The sequence below is a fragment of the Rhizobium sp. BIGb0125 genome (assembly GCF_024810055.1).
GTDB lineage: Bacteria > Pseudomonadota > Alphaproteobacteria > Rhizobiales > Rhizobiaceae > Agrobacterium.
Genome location: NZ_JANUDV010000007.1, coordinates 261905 through 279133, shown reverse-complemented (window position 1 = coordinate 279133; position 17229 = coordinate 261905). Strand labels below are relative to the sequence as shown.

16 protein-coding genes are annotated in these 17229 nt (G+C 56.5%); 10 read left to right on the top strand and 6 right to left on the bottom strand.

The features are described from left to right. Window positions 1–83: 83 nt before the first annotated feature. Window positions 84–1859: a cytochrome c biogenesis protein DipZ gene (locus M2418_RS20475; protein WP_259148833.1), complete on the top strand. Its 1776-nt coding sequence runs from the start codon at window positions 84–86 to the stop codon at window positions 1857–1859. A 40-nt stretch (window positions 1860–1899) separates the two neighbouring features. After that, window positions 1900–2655, top strand: a complete 756-nt coding sequence (locus M2418_RS20470; protein ID WP_259148832.1) for an alpha/beta fold hydrolase — start codon at window positions 1900–1902, stop codon at window positions 2653–2655. 73 nt (window positions 2656–2728) lie between these two features. On the opposite strand, the gene M2418_RS20465 is transcribed toward M2418_RS20470, so the two are convergent. Next, window positions 2729–3478: an SDR family oxidoreductase gene (locus tag M2418_RS20465; RefSeq protein WP_259148831.1), complete on the bottom strand. Its 750-nt coding sequence runs from the start codon at window positions 3476–3478 to the stop codon at window positions 2729–2731. A 100-nt stretch (window positions 3479–3578) separates the two neighbouring features. Here M2418_RS20465 and M2418_RS20460 point away from each other — a divergent pair, with 100 nt between their 5' ends. Further along, window positions 3579–3938 (top strand): helix-turn-helix domain-containing protein, encoded by a 360-nt coding sequence (locus tag M2418_RS20460; protein ID WP_259148830.1) that lies wholly within the window; start codon window positions 3579–3581, stop codon window positions 3936–3938. 5 nt (window positions 3939–3943) lie between these two features. On the opposite strand, the gene M2418_RS20455 is transcribed toward M2418_RS20460, so the two are convergent. Beyond that, window positions 3944–4864, bottom strand: a complete 921-nt coding sequence (locus tag M2418_RS20455; protein WP_259148829.1) for a LysR family transcriptional regulator — start codon at window positions 4862–4864, stop codon at window positions 3944–3946. Between the two features lie 86 nt (window positions 4865–4950). Between M2418_RS20455 and M2418_RS20450 the strand changes: the two genes are divergently transcribed. From M2418_RS20450 to M2418_RS20420, 7 genes are all read left to right on the top strand, one after another. Further along, complete coding sequence (locus M2418_RS20450; RefSeq protein WP_259148828.1) at window positions 4951–5661, top strand: SDR family oxidoreductase; 711 nt, start codon at window positions 4951–4953, stop codon at window positions 5659–5661. A gap of 210 nt (window positions 5662–5871) precedes the next feature. Then, window positions 5872–6807, top strand: coding sequence for an ABC transporter substrate-binding protein (locus tag M2418_RS20445; protein ID WP_259148827.1), 936 nt, complete (start codon window positions 5872–5874; stop codon window positions 6805–6807). Then, window positions 6797–7849: an iron ABC transporter permease gene (locus tag M2418_RS20440; RefSeq protein WP_259148826.1), complete on the top strand. Its 1053-nt coding sequence runs from the start codon at window positions 6797–6799 to the stop codon at window positions 7847–7849. The genes M2418_RS20445 and M2418_RS20440 overlap by 11 nt, the downstream gene beginning before the upstream one ends. Continuing rightward, a complete protein-coding gene (locus M2418_RS20435) occupies window positions 7846–8862 on the top strand; it encodes an iron ABC transporter permease (protein WP_259148825.1) in 1017 nt (338 codons plus the stop codon). The genes M2418_RS20440 and M2418_RS20435 overlap by 4 nt, the downstream gene beginning before the upstream one ends. Then, window positions 8855–9655 carry an ABC transporter ATP-binding protein gene (locus tag M2418_RS20430; protein WP_259148824.1) on the top strand — a complete coding sequence of 267 codons (801 nt, stop codon included), beginning with the start codon at window positions 8855–8857 and terminating at the stop codon, window positions 9653–9655. Before M2418_RS20435 ends, M2418_RS20430 begins: the two co-directional genes overlap by 8 nt. Window positions 9656–9692: 37 nt before the next feature. Continuing rightward, window positions 9693–10583, top strand: coding sequence for a MurR/RpiR family transcriptional regulator (locus tag M2418_RS20425; RefSeq protein WP_259148823.1), 891 nt, complete (start codon window positions 9693–9695; stop codon window positions 10581–10583). 298 nt (window positions 10584–10881) lie between these two features. Beyond that, window positions 10882–11982, top strand: a complete 1101-nt coding sequence (locus M2418_RS20420) for an ROK family protein (protein ID WP_405049455.1) — start codon at window positions 10882–10884, stop codon at window positions 11980–11982. Between the two features lie 93 nt (window positions 11983–12075). Here the strand turns inward: M2418_RS20420 and M2418_RS20415 are convergent, their stop codons facing one another. Genes M2418_RS20415 through M2418_RS20400 form a run of 4 tightly spaced genes read right to left on the bottom strand, consistent with a single transcriptional unit; the run spans window position 12076 to window position 17173 of the window. After that, on the bottom strand, window positions 12076–14214 hold the full coding sequence (locus tag M2418_RS20415) for a beta-galactosidase (protein ID WP_259148821.1): 2139 nt from the start codon (window positions 14212–14214) through the stop codon (window positions 12076–12078). Window positions 14215–14236: 22 nt separating this feature from the next. Continuing rightward, entirely contained in the window at window positions 14237–15376 is a 1140-nt protein-coding gene (locus tag M2418_RS20410; RefSeq protein ID WP_259148905.1) for an ABC transporter ATP-binding protein, read from the bottom strand. A gap of 59 nt (window positions 15377–15435) precedes the next feature. Continuing rightward, window positions 15436–16287, bottom strand: a complete 852-nt coding sequence (locus tag M2418_RS20405) for a carbohydrate ABC transporter permease (protein WP_259148820.1) — start codon at window positions 16285–16287, stop codon at window positions 15436–15438. Window positions 16288–16291: 4 nt separating this feature from the next. Beyond that, window positions 16292–17173 carry a carbohydrate ABC transporter permease gene (locus tag M2418_RS20400; RefSeq protein ID WP_192489695.1) on the bottom strand — a complete coding sequence of 294 codons (882 nt, stop codon included), beginning with the start codon at window positions 17171–17173 and terminating at the stop codon, window positions 16292–16294. Window positions 17174–17229 lie beyond the last annotated feature (56 nt).

Below are 17229 nucleotides of genomic sequence, written 5' to 3'. Positions count from 1 at the left end.
ATACGTCGTGACGACCACATTGGCGTCATCGCTGGTTTTAGGATCATCACATCACACCAGCTCCACGTTTCAAGGAGACGACGATGACGCTTCTTATCATTGCCTATCTGGGCGGAGCCCTGACCATTCTCAGCCCATGCATCCTGCCCATTCTTCCCTTCATCTTTGCCCGAACCGGGCAGCCATTTCTGCGCGATACATTGCCGATGCTCGCAGGCATGGCGGTAACCTTTGCGCTAGTGGCAACGCTGGCAGCCGTTGGTGGCAGCTGGGCAATCCATACGAATGAATACGGGCGGCTTGCCGCCATAGGCTTGCTGGCGATTTTCGGCGTAAGCCTGCTGTCGCCACAGATTGCGGCTGTCATCACACGGCCTGTTGTCGATCTTGGAAACCGGCTTATCAATGCCCGTGGCAAACCCGGCTCGGCAAGCTCTTCTGTCAGTGCACTCATTCTTGGTGTTGCAACCGGCCTGTTATGGGCGCCCTGCGCTGGCCCTATCCTTGGACTTGTGCTGACCGGAGCAGCTCTCAAGGGTGCCAATCTCGAAACGACCTTCCTGCTGGCTGCCTATGCGGCAGGTGCCGCCACATCTCTTGGTCTTGCTCTTTTGCTCGGCGGTAAAGTCTTCGCCACTCTCAAGAATTCTCTTGGGGTTAGCGAACGCATTCGCCAGGCTCTGGGAGTTGCTGTTCTGGCAGGTGTCGGGGTGATTGCCCTTGGTCTCGATACCGGCCTGCTCGCACGGCTTTCCTATGCCAGTACATCTGCCTTCGAACAGGCCATCCTTGATCGCGTTCATCCCAAAACAGACGGTTCCAGTTCGTTTGACGTGGCTAGCAATGGCAAACTCGTGGCACCGGCGGACCTGACCACGTCATTTCAAGCCAATCTGCCGGTTGAAGGTCGCGCACCATCGTTTAGCGGTGCGGTTGAATGGCTGAACTCGCCACCGCTTACCTCGGAGCAATTACGTGGCAAGGTCGTCCTTGTCGACTTCTGGACCTACTCCTGCATCAACTGCATTCGCACCGTTCCCTTTGTCCGCGCCTGGGCAGAAAAATACAAGGATCAGGGGCTCGTCGTCATTGGCGTTCATGCGCCGGAATTTGCCTTTGAAAAGAAAATCGACAACGTCCGCAAAGCGGTTGGCGACTTCAAGATCGATTATCCCGTTGCAATTGATAACGACTACAAGATCTGGCGTGCCTTCGAAAACAACTATTGGCCGGCCCATTACCTGATCGATGCAAATGGTCAGATCCGGTACCACCACTTTGGCGAAGGAAACTACCGCCAAACGGAACAGGCAATTCAAGATCTGATCCACGAAGCCGGCAGCAACATGCAGGCAAGCACACCAGTCAACCCTGCCGCACAGGGGGCTGAGGCAAGCCCAGATCTCAAGAATATCCGCTCTGGCGAAACCTATCTCGGTTATCAACGCGCGACCGGTTTTGTCTCACCGGAAACCGTCGAGCCGGGCGTCGCCACTGATTATTCTGTCGACGACCCTGATCTCAACCAATGGGGTCTGGCCGGCACATGGACCATAGACCCGGAACAGGCCGTATCGACCAAGCCGGATGACAAGATCGTCTCCCGCTTCAGCGCCCGTGACCTGCATCTTGTCCTCGGTTCCGGTGAGGCCGGCAAACCCATCCGTTTCCAGGTCACCATTGATGGCAAAGCACCGGGTGCACACCATGGTGCAGACATTGATGCCGACGGTTACGGCACGGTCAGTTCGACAAGACTTTATCAGCTTATTCGCCAATCCGGCGACGTAACAACCCGCAAATTCGAAATCCGCTTCCTTGATCCCGGTGTGGAAGCCTACGCCTTCACATTCGGCTGATGCCTGCCCCGTAACCCATTCTCAAAAAGGAAACTTCACCATGCAGCGTTCTATTTCCACAATCGCAGTGGCCTTCGTCGCCAGCCTTGCCGCTTTTGCCGCTCATGCAGCCGACGTTAAAAACATTGTTGTCGTCCATGGCGCCCTTGCCGATGGGTCAGGCTGGAAGAAGGCAACTGAAATTCTCGAAAAGCGGGGGTTTAATGTCACGATTGTCCAGCAACCAATCACCTCGCTGGCCGACGATATTGCTGCAACCAACCGGGTGCTTGACATGCAAGATGGTCCGACCCTGCTGGTCGGCCACAGCTATGGTGGCGTGGTCATTACCGAAGCGGGACATAACAACAAGGTGGCTGGCCTCGTTTACGTGGCAGCCTTTCAACCGGACAAGGGCGAAAGCCTGTTGTCGCTGGCAAGTTCCAAGCCATCTTCGGGCATGAATATCCGCGAGACACTCGACGGTCAGTATCTCTATCTCGACCCGGCAGCTTTCGCGAAAGACTTTGCGGCGGACCTTCCTCAGGATGAAACGGCTTTTATGGCAAAGGCGCAGGTTTTTGCATCCAAACAATCCTTCTCTGCCAAGATCGGTGACCCTGCCTGGAAGGCCAAGAGCAGCTGGGCGATCGTCGCGACGCAGGATCGTTCAATCAATCCCGAGCTAGAGCGTGACATGGCCAAACGTGCAGGCAGTGCGATTACCGAAATAACAGCAAGCCACGCGGTCTTTGCCTCGCAACCGGAAAAAGTTGCAGATGTGATTGAGGCTGCGGCACGCCAGTCTTCAAAATAAAAGCCAGCGTACCCAGCGTGTTGGTTCCCTATGCCAGCCGCCCTCACGAAAGGGCGGCTGAATGGATTGCTCGCTAGAGACTTCCGACCCCGCCATCGACCAGCAGTTCCGTTCCGACAACAAAGGATGCTTCGTCGGATGCAAGGAATACTGCGGCCTTGGCAAGTTCCAGTGGCGTGCCCAGACGACCGATGGGCACCAGCTGTCGGATTTCACGGCGCAACGCTTCTTCCGCGTCACTTTCCAGACCAAGCTTGCCAAGGGCAGGTGTTTCGGTTGGACCGGGGCTCAATCCATTGACCCTGACACCCCTGTCTTTGAACTCGCCGGACAAGGTCCGCGCCAGTGACAGAAGGCCAGCCTTGCTTGCGGCATAGGCGCTGGACTGCGGCAAGCCGATATGAGCAGAAACAGACCCACAAAGAATGACCGAAGCCGGAGCCTTCAACAGCGGTAAAAGCGCCTGAACAAGAAAGAACGGCCCCTTCAGATTGGTCGCGAACAAGGCGTCATAGGTTGCCTCGTCCCAGTCTTCCAGCGGACGGTGTGTCACATCGCCCGCATTGATGAACACCACATCGAGGTCTGGCCATGCCTCACTTAATTGTGCTGCCAGTTGACGTTGTGCCGCGATATCACCCGCCTCGTTGGCAATTGCGATGACATCGCCATCCAATTGACGTTTTGCGTCCTCCAACCGTTCGACTGAGCGGCCGGTGATGGCAACCTTTGCACCCTCCTTCAGGAATTGGCGCGCCGTTTCCAGCCCAATGCCGCTGGTCCCACCGGTTATCAGCGCGTGTTTGCCTGCAAGGCGTCCCATAATATGTCTCCTTTTTTGATGCGAGACGATTGTCAGGGCTTTAGTATCTTTTGTATAGTAGGCACCAAATTGCTACTAAAGGAAAAAAATGAAAAAACGCATGGAGCAAATTGAACAAGGTGTACGGTGCCCAATGGTTGATTTCGTCAATCTCATCTCCGGCAAATGGGCAATCCCCGTGCTTTATCGCCTGATTGTTGAAAACCAGCCGGTGCGTTTTGGCACCCTGCAACGTGCAGCGACGCCCGTCACCCAGAAGGAACTGACCCGTCACCTCAGGCTTTTCGAAAAACAGGGCTTGGTGAAACGCACGGTCTATCCGGAAATGCCGCCAAGAGTCGAATATGAAATCACGGAACTTGGCCGCACACTGAAACCAACGCTGGATTCTCTGGCCGTCTGGATGACCACACACGGTCCATCGATCCGCGCAACGATTAGCGAGGAAGTTGACGCTTAGCACTATCAACCCAGTGTGCCATCCTTCAAGAGAGGCCGTGTCACCGCCACGATGGCATCAATGGCGACCCGCAGGCGGGGCAACATAACAGGAGATGCAGGCCAGATTGCATGAATCGGCAGATGTCCGGCGATCCTATCGTCCATCAAGGAGACTAGCCGACCGCTGACCAACTCATCTCGTACAAGCCAGCGTGGCAAAAGGCCAAGCCCCTGCCCATCGCAGATCGCCGAATGTGTCAATAGACTCCCATCAAGCACAAGGCGCGCCTTGGGGTGCCAGTTCACCATTTCCCCGTCGAGACTGCGAAATTGCCACGGTGCGGGTTTGCCCTGACGCGGCGCTGCGATCACATCGTGATCGTCGAGATCCGCTACACTTTGTGGCATGGGTCGTGTCTCGAAATAGCTGGGCGAACCACATAGAACGATTTGCTGCAGCCCCAAAGATCGAGCGGTCAGGCCGCTGACATCGGGTATCTCGCCAATTCTGACAGCAAGATCCGTCATGCCATCCAGGAGATTGCTCGGTTCCGTCGATGTTGAAATACTGAAATCAAGGTTTGGCCATTCTCGGCAGAGCGCATAGAGCGCCGGTGCGATAATTTTTGCGCCGAAGAGCGGCGGCAGGCTGACGTGAAGCGTACCGGCCGGTTCATGCATAAGGCCTGCGATGGCCACTTCAGCGCGCTCTATTTCGCTGCGTGCCCGTAAACATACATCGCGATACACCACACCTTCCGCCGTCAGATTGAGGACGCGTGTCGTGCGCTGAAACAGCCGAATGCCCAGGCGGCTTTCCAACCTGCCGATGGCCTTTGCCACAGCTGACGCCGAGAGCCTTAAACGAAGCGAGGTCGCAACGAAGCTGCCCGCCTCGCAGACCATGAGAAACACGCCAATATCGTCGCCAGATCGATGTCGCATGGCAGTCTATTAGCGAATTCTGTTCGGCAATCGAAGGAAAATTATGCGTTTCCAAGTCGTTTGTGAGATAGAATATGGTTGCGCTCATGAGCACACATCGAACCTACACCATCATCGGGGGTACGTCCGGCATCGGACTGGCCCTCGCCCGCAAACTCATTGAACGTGGCGACCACGTCTTTCTCGGCGGACGGTCGCCAGAGCGGCTTGCCACGACACTTACAACATTGGGAGATCGGGCTTCCGGTCGCACCGTGGAGATTACCGACAAGACGTCGCTCCGTGATTTTTTCGCAGAAGCGCCCATTCTTTCAGGCCTTTTTACACCGGCCGCGTCTTACCAGACCGGTTCCTTTACAGACGGTGACATCACCACCAGCGAAGACCTGTTCAAGGCAAAATTCTGGGGCCAGTACTGGGCTGTTCACGCTGCCCTTCCCCGTCTGGCACCAAATGCATCTGTTCTTCTAATGTCGGGTGCTGCCTCGGTCCGTCCGATTGGTGCACCAGCCTATGCCGCCTGCAATTCGGCGCTGGAAGGGCTGGCCCGCGGGCTTGCCATTGAACTCAATCCGATCAGGGTAAATTGCCTTTCCCCTGGCACCACCGATAGCGACCTTTGGCGAAACCGACCGCAGGAAACACGTGAGCCAGCCTATGAATACTGGAGCAAACTTTGCCTCGTTCAACGCCCGGCGACGGTCGACGAACAGGCGCATGCAGCCCTGTTTCTGCTCGACAACACCAACATGACTGGCAGCACTTTGTTCAGTGACGGTGGGTATTCGTTACGCTAGTCGACTGTATCAGTGTGCCATAGTCCGTGCAAATCACGGGTCGTATGGACTATGGCCACGGCACCTCCCTCGGTAGATTACGCCGATCTAAAACATGACCAATTGAAGAAAGTATATTGAAATAAAAACTACAAATGTGTAGTCAGGCCAACGTGACGCCGCCGTGGCATCGCCTTGGAGACATCGCGGCCCCGCCGCCGAGAGAGACACATGACCCTGACTCGCCTCTTTTCCAACCATACTTTGCGCGCACTCTGCGCAGCATTTGCAGCAACATTGTTTGCGTTCACGACGACACCGGTCCAGGCGCAGGGGACGCGCACCATCACCCACGAACTGGGTGCAACCGAGATCGCCGGCACCCCTGCTCGCATCGTCGTGCTGGAATTTTCCTTTGTGCAGGCATTGGATTCGCTTGGAGTGACGCCTGTTGGCATTACCGATGACAATCAGCCGGATCGCATCGAGCAGAACCTCGGTAAAAAGATCGAATACAGCTCCGTCGGCACTCGCCTGGAACCAAACCTCGAACTGATCAGCGCACTGCAGCCGGACCTCATCATTGCTGATGAACGCCGCCATGGCGCAATCTACGAACAGTTGAGTGCCATCGCGCCAACCATCGTTCTCAACAGCTGGGATGGCAGTTACAAGGACATCAAGGATGCCGTCATAACGATCGCGGATGCTATCGGTGACAAGGCCAACGGTGAAAAGGTCGTTGCCAACCATGAGGCAAAGATGGCCGCCATCGCCGCAAAAATCCCGGCCGGCAATGATCGCAAATTCATGCTTGCCGTTGCCACAGCCGACAATTGGTCTTTGCACACGTCCGATTCCTTCAGTGGCTCGATCTTTGCAGCCATCGGCGTTGAAGCTGCCATTAAGGCCGACAAACCGGTTGAAAGTGGCGTTGGTCTGGAACGTCTCGTTGCCGTCAATCCCGATGTTCTGCTTGTTGCCACCGATCCAGGCGGCACCATTTTCGACCGCGTGCAGGACAATTCCGCTTGGAAAGCCATTGCCGCCGCAAAGAATAATCTAGTCTTTGAAGTGAACCGTAATCAATACGCCCGTTTCCGCGATCTTCGCACCGCGGAACTGATTGCCAATGACGTATTGAACAAGGTTTTCAATGTCCAATAAGGCCGAGAGGGCCACGGGGCATTCTGCCCATGAAAACACCAAGATCGGTTGGAGCGGAGCTTTTCGCCGCCATCCGGTCCGGCTGTTTGGTATTCTGCTGGTACTGCTGTCAATTGTGGCTATCGGCAATCTTATGGTGGGAGCCGCTGGCCTCACCATCCAGCAATCGCTTGCCGCCCTGTTCCAGCCTGATAGTTCGGTGGAAACTGCGCTGATCTGGGATGTTCGCCTGCCGCGCGTGTTGCTTGCCATACTGGTCGGCGCCAATCTGGCTGTCGCCGGTGTACTGATCCAGGCACTGACCAGAAACCCGCTCGCCTCACCTCAGACATTCGGCATCAATGGTGGCGCAGCATTAGCGATTGTCGTTTGCGTCATTGCACTCCCCGGACTTTCCGGCGGAACAACGGTGCTACCGGCTTTTGCTGGCGCAGCGGCCATCGGCTTCATCATGTGGGTGCTCTCGCTTTCCAACGCCATCACGCCGCTGAAACTGGCGCTCGCAGGCGTGGCCCTGCAACTGGTGCTCGCCGCTCTGGTGCAGGCTGTGCTCATTGCCAACAATGCGTCCACAGACATTGTCTACTGGCTGGCGGGTTCTGTCACCTCTGCCCAGTGGTCAAAGGTTCTGATCATTCTGCCATTCACAGTCATCGGCATCATCATCACCATTGCAGGCGGCCATCATTTCGGTCTGCTGGCGCTGGATGCAAGCACCGGCCAATCGCTTGGCCAGAATGCCCAGCGAACTGGTGGCCTTGCGTCAATATTGATCGTTGTCCTCGCCGGTTCATCCGTCGCCGTTGCCGGCCCTATCGGCTTTGTCGGACTGATGGTGCCGCACATCGTCAGAAGCCTCGTCGGTGAAGACTTGCGCACCGTACTGAGCCTCAGCACCGTCGCAGGTCCGCTGCTGCTTGTCGGCGCCGATCTTGGTGGCAAACTCGCGACTTACCCGGCCGAACTGCCGGTTGGCATCGTCACTGCCATTCTTGGCGCACCAGCATTTCTGCTGATCACGTGGAGAAACCGCAATCAATGAACGCAGCGCTGGTTGATCCATCAACATCTCAGCCCTTGCGCACCACGCTGGTATGCGTTGGCCTTGCGGTTTTGCTCGTTCTGCTTGCCTTGGTCAGTATGGCCCTTGGCGCCGTCCCGCTTTCTCTCAACCGAGTGCTGGCGGGTCTTTTCGGCGGACCAGATGCCTTCATCATCGGTCAATATCGGCTGCCCCGCGTCATCGTCGCCATTCTCTCCGGTGCTGCACTCGCATTGGCAGGTCTTTTCTTACAGGTAGCTTTGCGAAACCCGATTGCCTCGCCCGATGTCGTCGGCATCACCAAGGGCGCGGGTCTCGGCGCGATGCTGGCACTGATTTTTGCACCACCAGCCTGGATCATCTGGAGCGTGCCGGTTGGTGTTATCATCGGCGCTGGTGCCGTTGCCGCCCTGCTGCTGGCGATCGGTCGCGGCCTTGGCGGTGGCGTCACCACTCTGGCCCTCGTCGGCGTTTCGCTTGGCGCACTGGCACAAGCCATGATGCAGTTTTTGATGGTGCGTTATCCACGGGGTATCGACCAGAGCATGGTCTGGCTGGCAGGCAGCGTCTACGGCAGCACAATTTCCGACATTCTATCGCTGTCGTTCTGGCTTCTCGCCTGCCTGCCCGTGGTTATTCTGCTCGCCATGGTTCTCGACATTTCTGCCTTCGGTGACGATACGCTGAAAAGCCTTGGCATCTCACCCAATCTTTTACGCGCCAGCCTTGTCTTGACCGCAGTGGTCTTGACGGCAGGCGCCGTCGCAAGCGTCGGCAGCATCGGCTTTTTGGGTTTGCTGGCGCCCCATATCGCTCGGCTTATGGTGGGACCACATGCCCGCCATCTCGTTCCAGCCACCGCACTGACCGGGGCACTGGCACTTCTGTTGGCGGATTTGATCGGACGACTGGTGGCACTGCCAAATGAAATTCCGGCCGGCATTGTCGCTTCGGTGATCGGTGGACCCTATCTCTTCTTCCTCTTGCTTTGGGAGGCTCGCCGTCGTGGCTGATATCCAACAGGACCGTTTACAAGCTGCAACCTTGAGCGTCGGTTATGGCAATAACTCCGTACTCAATCAGGTGTCGCTGGCAATCCCGGACGGAAAGATTACGGCACTGATTGGTGCCAACGGCTCCGGTAAATCCACATTGCTGCGTACCTTGGCACAGGTCCTGAACCCTGTTGGTGGCACGGTCCTGCTGGATGGCAAGGACATTACTCAAAGCCCACGCAAGGCTGTTGCCCGCATCATGGCGCTGTTGCCACAAAATCCTGTCGCACCGGATGGTCTGACAGTTCGCCAGCTGTGCCGCTTCGGTCGTTACCCGCACAAGCCGCTACTGGCGCGCTCCAGCGACCATGATGAAGCGGTGGTCGATACTGCTCTTGCCGACGCAGGCCTGGCCAATCTGGCAAACCAACCGCTGCACCGTCTGTCGGGCGGTCAACGCCAGCGCGCCTGGATCGCAATGGCACTTGCGCAGGAAACACCCATTCTGCTGCTCGATGAACCAACAACTTATCTCGACATCGCGCACCAGATGGAAGTCCTGCAACTGCTGCGTCAACTCAACAAGCAGCAAGGGCGCACCGTTGTCATGGTGGTGCATGACCTCAATCATGCCGCTCAGTTTGCCCATCACATTATTGCGGTTGCCGACGGTGGCATTCATGCTGCCGGTAATCCGCAGGAACTGCTGACCGCAGAGCTGATAAAAAGCGTGTTTGGCGTGGCGGCCATGGTCATCCCTCACCCGAGTGACGGCACACCACTTTGCCTGCCACTTGCCGCAGTGTCCTGACAATGACGGCATTCCCATACTGTGTTAGGCAAACCCAATGACCGACCCCTCGCACACAGATTCGGGCGTTGCCCAAGCCTCGGCACTTCTGCGCCGCCATTACGATGCCAATGCGCGCACGCTGACACGGACCGAGCGTCGCGTCGCCGATTATCTGCTGACGCTGGCGCCAGCCGATCTGGCATTTCGCAGCGCAGGTGAGATTGCGGCCGCGAGCGACACCAGCGATGCCACCGTCATTCGCACGGCCCGCCGTCTGGGCTTTTCTGGCCTGCCGGAACTGAAACGCCTGATCAATCGGCCTATCGCCACCCACACATCGCCCAGCACACGCCTTGGCCACAAGATCAATTCCGTGGCGCCGGACGCATTGGCGGCCCGCGATGCCATCTTCGCAGCCGCACACGAAATACTGGAAGCAACCAGCGAAGCGCTTGATCCTAGCGCTATCGAGCAGGCGGTGACACTGTTTGAAAATGCCGGAACCGTCTGGTGTCTCGGCATTGGCGTGGCGGAACAACCAGCACGCCATCTGGCCACCGGTCTGTTGCGTGCTGGCCTTGTCACGCAGACCGTTGCAAGCAGCGGCTTTGATCTTGCCAACAGCATGATTGGCCTTCGCAAGGGCGATACACTGGTGATTTTTCATGCCGCGACCCGCCGTAAGGATATCGCCGCGCTGATAGAGCACGCTGGCAAGATTGGCGTTTCAACCGTTCTGGTGTCCGGCACTCAGCTCAATGAATTGTTCCGCGATCAGGTAACAGTTGCCCTGCATTCCATGGCTGTGGCGTCGAAATTGGCCAGTTGGCTGATTGGTGCAACCGTTATCGGTGATCTCCTCACTTTCCGGTTCTCCGCAAGGAATACGGCGCGCGCCACCGCAACGCATGACAATCTCAACCAATTACGTGCAAAATTCGAATAAAGCTGTTTTTCTACAATACTTGGCTGGGCCTTCGGCCCCGAGACCTGCGGCGACTTTACCCGCAACTAGATCGCACCATCGTCACGACACGACACCAATGTACGGTTGAGAAAATTATGTTTTTTCAGCGTGATCTGTCCGGTTATGGTATTTATTTGGCCGATTGCAGAATCAACTCCGTAAATTATTTGCTGCCCGGCAGCAGTGACCTTGGAATATCATGCTCAAGATTGATCAGCGAACCTCGCGCGCGATGAACCGGCGCCTTGTCCTAAATTTGCTGCGCCGGGAAGGTCCATTGAGCAGGGCCGAAATCGCTGATGTGACGGGACTTAGCCGGGCCACGGTCACCTTCGTTGTTGGCGATCTCGTCAAGGAAAACTACCTCATCGAGCAGGAAACGACACGTGGTGCCAGCGGTCGACGCCCGACACCAGTGGCCATAAATTATGATGGTCATGCGGCTATCGGCATCAAGATGAACATCGACAGGATTGAGTGCATCCTGACGAACCTCTCGACAACACCAATCCTGTCTCACGCGATTGACTATTCCAACACCCGTCCTGAGACAATTGTCGAGGCATCCCATCAGGCAATCAAACACCTGATTGCCAATGCGCCCAAAGGGATCGGCCCAGTAACAGGCATTGGTTTTTCAATGCCCGGCATCATCGACAATCGCAACGGAATTTGTCTGAAAAGCCATCGTTTTGGCTGGAACAATGTACACTTCGCCGAGCAGCTATTTGCAAAATCGCGCATCCCCGTATGGATGGAAGATGACACGATTGCCTTTGCGCTGGCTCACCACCTTTTCGGGCTTGGCCGCAACGTCGGCACATTTATCGCACTCGCCATTGGTGCCGGTATTGGCTCTGCAACCGTGGCAGATGGCGTGGTTCTGCGCGGTGCGCATGGCCACGCCGGCAAACTGGGGCACGTTAAACAACATCTGGAAGGACCGCTTTGCGAATGCGGTCAACGAGGCTGTCTGCAGGCATCCTATTCCGAACCCGCCATTGTTGCCCGGTGGCGCAAAACCAAGGGCTTGCCTGCCGCCAAGGACCGCTTTGACATGCTGGAAGCTGCTAAAGAGGGTGATGCCGAAACACGTGCAATTCTGAGGGATGCAGGCGAGCAGATCGGCATCCAGCTTGCAGCCCAGATCAATACGATTGACCCGGAAATCGTTATCGCAGGTGGCGAGGCAACCGCATTCGGGGCCTTCCTGCTCGACCCGATGACGGAAACGCTGGGAAAATACTGTTTTATGCAGGCGCCACCCATACTAGCGGATGAGCGCGACAATTTCTGGAGTCCGGGTGCTGCAGCGCTCGCGACCCAACGACTGTTCGACTTCGAAGTCGATGTGGCCGCAGACGAAACAGCAGTCTGACCAGCCCGCTACGCAGATACAAAAACGTGCGGGGCACCTAGTTCCCCGCACGTCTTGATAGCTCAAGCATCACTCTCCTGGGAGGGTGGAGACTTAGCTGAGCTCAATCACCAGGCAGCCGTAGCCAGCCAGTTCAGTTGCGCCTGACACGGCTGAATCCGTCAACAGATCCTGACCAGCAGGCAGTGCCTTGAAAGAGCGGCTTTCGCTTGTCGTGTTGATGACGAAAAGCAGGCGACGATCTTCTGCCGTGCGGAGCGATACTTCGACGCCGGATGGCAAATCTTCAACCAGAGGCTCGGCACCCGACTGTGCAATGACAGTCGATACCAGAAGCTCAACCACCTCAGGTGTGAGATAGGTTGCGAGATAGATCGCACGTCCCTGCCCGACGTTGCGCTCGGTCAGCATCGGTTTTCCAGCCAGGCTGCGATCGGACCAGGACCCCAGGACCTTCACATCGTCAGCGATTTCGATGGTCTCGTAGAGATGTTCGGCCGTCGCCTCTCGGTTGCCAATCTGCATCTTGTAGGACCGTTCCGACGACGAAGACGGCAGAACCTGCGGCGGCACATACATGCCGGCATCAGGCGCATTGCGCTGGAAAAGACCTTGCCCGCCAGCCGCCACAACACGGCCGAACTCTTCAACCCTCACTCCGGTCAATTCGCAAAGCTGTGCGCCCGGTGCCTGCTCACGAATAATGTGGTTGTTGCGATCCCGGGTGCCGGTCATCGCACCAACAATCACCGTACCGCCCGCCTCAACAAAGGAACGCAGTTTTGGTGTCCAGGCATTATCCCACATGACCCAATGCGGAATGTAGTAGACCTTCAGGCGAGACAGGTCGTCTTCCGGATGGACGAAGCCGGTCGCATAACCGTTCTGATAGGCGAAGCGATGCAGATGAACTGCATCTTCCACCGGCGACGGCAGGCCGATCGGATAAGTCTTGTGGGCTTCCTGGTTGTCGAAGTCCGCGCCGGCAATGCCGATATCGATCTGAACACTGGTGCCCAGCAACTTGCTCTTGATCTTGTTGATGTCCGAAGCGAAATGACGTGCCTCTTCATAACGGCGACGTGGCACGTCATCGTGGTCGAGAATACCCATCCAGTAGATTTCCGCACCAAAATGCGCCGGGCGCCAGCGGAAGAACATCAGACCATCTGCACCCCGCGCCACGGATGACAGTGCCATGCGGCGCATTTCGCCGGGCTCTGGTGTCATCGTCGTGAAGGCAGGCTGGCTGCCAAGACCGGATGCCTGCTCCGGCACGATGAAGTTGCCGGAATAGCTGCGGCACAAATCCATCTGCAGGGCCTGGGTTGCGGCATGGCCGCCCGTCCGGCGGAACTCGTCATAGAGCATCGGATAGATATCGAAACCGATGAAGTCGAGGTCTTGACCAAACTGACCACGGAAATCGATGTCGGTGAGATTGCCGAGATTGTGGAAGATGAACCAGTCGGAATTGGTTTCACGCAGGATCTTGACCTGATCATGCTGGAAGGTTGCGGTCGCTACAGCCAGGAAGCGGTGATAGTCCTGGACGTGGCCGGGGCTCAAATAGGATGGTGCCATCGGCATTGGCAACACGACCTGATCGAAATTGTCATAGGCAGTGGCCCAGAAATGGCCGCCCCAGGCGAAGTTCAAATCATCGATCGTCTGATATTTGTGACGCAGAAAATTACGGAACGCGAGTGCGGCAGAATCCGAGAACGATTCCGACACCGTGGTGTTCAGCTCATTGTCTGTCTGCCAGCCGATAACATAGGGATTGTCCTTATAATGTTCGGCCATTGCCTTGGTAATGCGGCGGCTGTGGTGACGCAGCACAGGGCTGGTCGTGTCGCAATGCTGGCGCGAGCCATGGCTTGCCCGACGGCCGTTGCGGTCAACACGCAGCACTTCAGGATAGTTATGTGTCAACCAACGCGGTGGTGTCGCCGTTGGTGTGCAGAGCACGGTGTTGATGCCAGCCTTGCCGAGCACCTCAATCGCCCGGTCGAACAGGTCAAAGTCGAACTTGTCCTCAAAGGGTTCCCATATGTGCCAGGCAAATTCGCCCATACGCACCGTGTTGAAGCCGAGTTCCTTCATCCGCTCGGCATCACGCTGCCAGTAGCTTTCATCGACATGCTCAGGATAATGCGGCACGCCAAGCAAAAAATCGTCAAGGTTAAGCGTGCGCCAAGCCGAAAGCGGCGCTGGATTGGACCGTTTCATATCTTCAAAACTCCAAATTAAATTAAGTGCGGGTGGCGGCTTTCGCAGGAGTGATCGTTTTGCCGTCAGGCCCGAAGAGGTAAGCGTCCGAGAGGTCGAAGCTAACCTTCACCGACTGACCGTTGGAAAAGGCAACGACATCACCCAATTGAACAGTAATGTTCTGGGTGCCCGTGTCGGAGCCGGTTGTGACCACAGGACCGCCATCAACGTGAAGGATCGTCTCGCGGCCAAGATGTTCGATCAGGCGGATTTTCGCCTCGAAACTGGCGTCCCCGGTCTGCTCTCCGGTTTTCAACCGTTCCGGACGCACGCCAACCTTGACCTTGTCGCCGACTGAAAGTTTCACGTCGGCGATATCGGCAAATTGCAATTCCGGTAGTCCCTCGACAGTGACGCTGATGCGGTCGCCCGAAACGGTCACGACACGACCTTCAAAGAAATTCATGCGCGGCGCACCGAGGAAACCGGCGACAAAATGGTTGATCGGGTTGGCATAGAGCTCAAGCGGCGAACCAACCTGTTCGATTGCCCCCTTGTTCAGCACCACGATCCGACTGGCCATCGTCATCGCCTCGACCTGATCGTGGGTGACGTAAATCATCGTTGAGCCAAGCTCGGCATGCAGCGTCGACAGTTCCACGCGCATCTGCGTGCGCAGTGCCGCATCCAGATTGGACAGCGGTTCGTCAAACAGGAATACCTCCGGAGAACGCGTAATAGCCCGTCCGATCGCTACGCGCTGGCGCTGGCCGCCGGACAGCTGCTTTGGCCGCTTATCGAGCTGTTCGGTAATACGCAGGATTTCGGCAGCACGCTTTACGGCGGCATCAATCTCGGCCTTTGGCCGTTTTGCCATCTTCAGGCCGAACCCCATGTTTTCGCCAACCGTCATGTGCGGATAAAGCGCGTAGGACTGAAACACCATGGCTATGCCACGATCGCCCGGCTCTTCCTTAGTCACATCACGACCATTGATCGTCAGCGTGCCAGAGGTCACGGTTTCAAGACCGGCAATGGTCTTGAGCAGCGTGGACTTACCGCAGCCGGATGGACCGACCATCACGATAAACTCGCCCTTCTCAATCGTAAGGTTGATGTCCTTCAGCGCGTGGAAACCACTATAGTGCTTTTCGACATTGGTAAGTTCGACGCTTTTCATGCCGATCTTGTCCTTATTGTTCGTCTGGTTGGTGGGCGTCGGGTTCTGGGCGGCAACAGTCATCCTTTGACCGCTCCCATGGTGAGGCCCGAAATGAAGTGCTTCTGCATCAGGAAGAACATGATGACCGGCGGGATCGCGACGAAGATCGTGGCGGCCGAAACAATGTTCCAGGCAGAAACCCATTCACCCTTGAGGTTGGAGAGACCGGCAGTAACCGGTTTGACGATATCACTCTGCGTCAGCACCAGCGCCCAGAAATAGTCATTCCAGATAAAGGTGAAGGCGAGAATGGCAAGTGCTGCGAGCGCAGGGCGGACAAGGGGCACGACAATGTGGATCAGTGTCTGCCAGGGTGACGCACCCTCGGCACGTGCCGCCTGGAACAGTTCGTCCGGTAAGGCGGCAATGAAGTTGCGCATGAACAGTGTGGCAAAGCCGGTCTGGAAGGCAACGTGGAACAGGATCAGCGCATAGAAGGTATCGTAGAGGCCGATCGAAACCATCAGGTCGCGGATCGGAATCATCATGATCTGCTGCGGCAGGAAATTACCGCCGACAAAGATCGCAAAGATCACCATCGAACCCCGAAAACGATAGCGCGACAGCACAAAACCGGTCAGCGTCGAGAACACCAGAACCATGATGACCGAGGGCACCGTAATGATCAGGCTGTTCATGAAATAACGGGTCATCTTGGTCTGTTCGAAGACCGCGACATAGTTCTCGACGAGATTGAACTTGCTGGGCCAGCCCCAGTAGTTTCCGGCCATTACGTCATCAAACGACCGGAAGGACGTCATGATGACGGCAAACAATGGCAACAGCCACAGGACAAGCACCAGCGAAACGCCAGCCATATATCCAAAGCGGGCAAGTTTTTTGTTCTCGGGTATGGGACGAGGATACATCGGATCAGCTCCTCTTTTCGGATTTGATCAGCCCGCGCAGATACCAGGCAATGAATATGGACATGATGAGGAAGAGGATGGTGGCAATCGCAGCCCCATAACCGAAACGGTACGAGAAGATCGACTGATCATACATCTGGTAGGCTAGCACCATGGAGGAACCGAACGGACCACCGGCGGTCATCACCGAGATCGCATCGAACGACCGCAGGGCACCGACAACGGTGATGGCAACGGCGATAAAGGCAACTTGGCTGAGCTGCGGCAGAACGATATGGCGCAGCATCTGCCAGCCTTTCGCGCCATCAACACGGCCAGCACCGATCAATTCCTCATCGAGATTGTTGAGACCGGCCAGAAACAGCACCATACAAAAGGCGATCTGTGGCCACAGGGCAGCGCCAACAACAGCGAAGGTCACAAGGTTTTCATCGGAAAGAAGCGCTGGCGCCTCCGCACCGAATGCGTGGTAGATGATGGCCAGCAGACCGAAGGTCGGATCGTAGAACCATCCGAAAATCACACCAACCGTGACGGTTGCCAGCACCAGCGGCATGAAGAACAGCGATTTGATAAATCGCATGCCAGCAATTTTCTGATTGACCAGAAGCGCGATCGCCAGACCGGCGGGTGGCGCCAGCAGGAACGTGATCAGCCAGATCGTGTTGTTCTTCAGCGATACATAGAACTGCGGATCGTCGAACAGTTCACGGTAGTTGCCAAGACCAACCCATGTCTTCGGGCCCATGCCGTCCCAGTCGTAAAACGAGATACGGAACGTCTCAAGCGACGAGGCAATGATGACAACGAGGAAGAGTATCAGGCCCGGCGCAAGCAACAGCGCGGGTGTCAGCCAGTTACGATGGCTGCGCCACCAAAGAGACATGGGCATATCCTATGGAAATGATCGGAGGTGGAACAAGCCCACCTCCTTTTGAAACG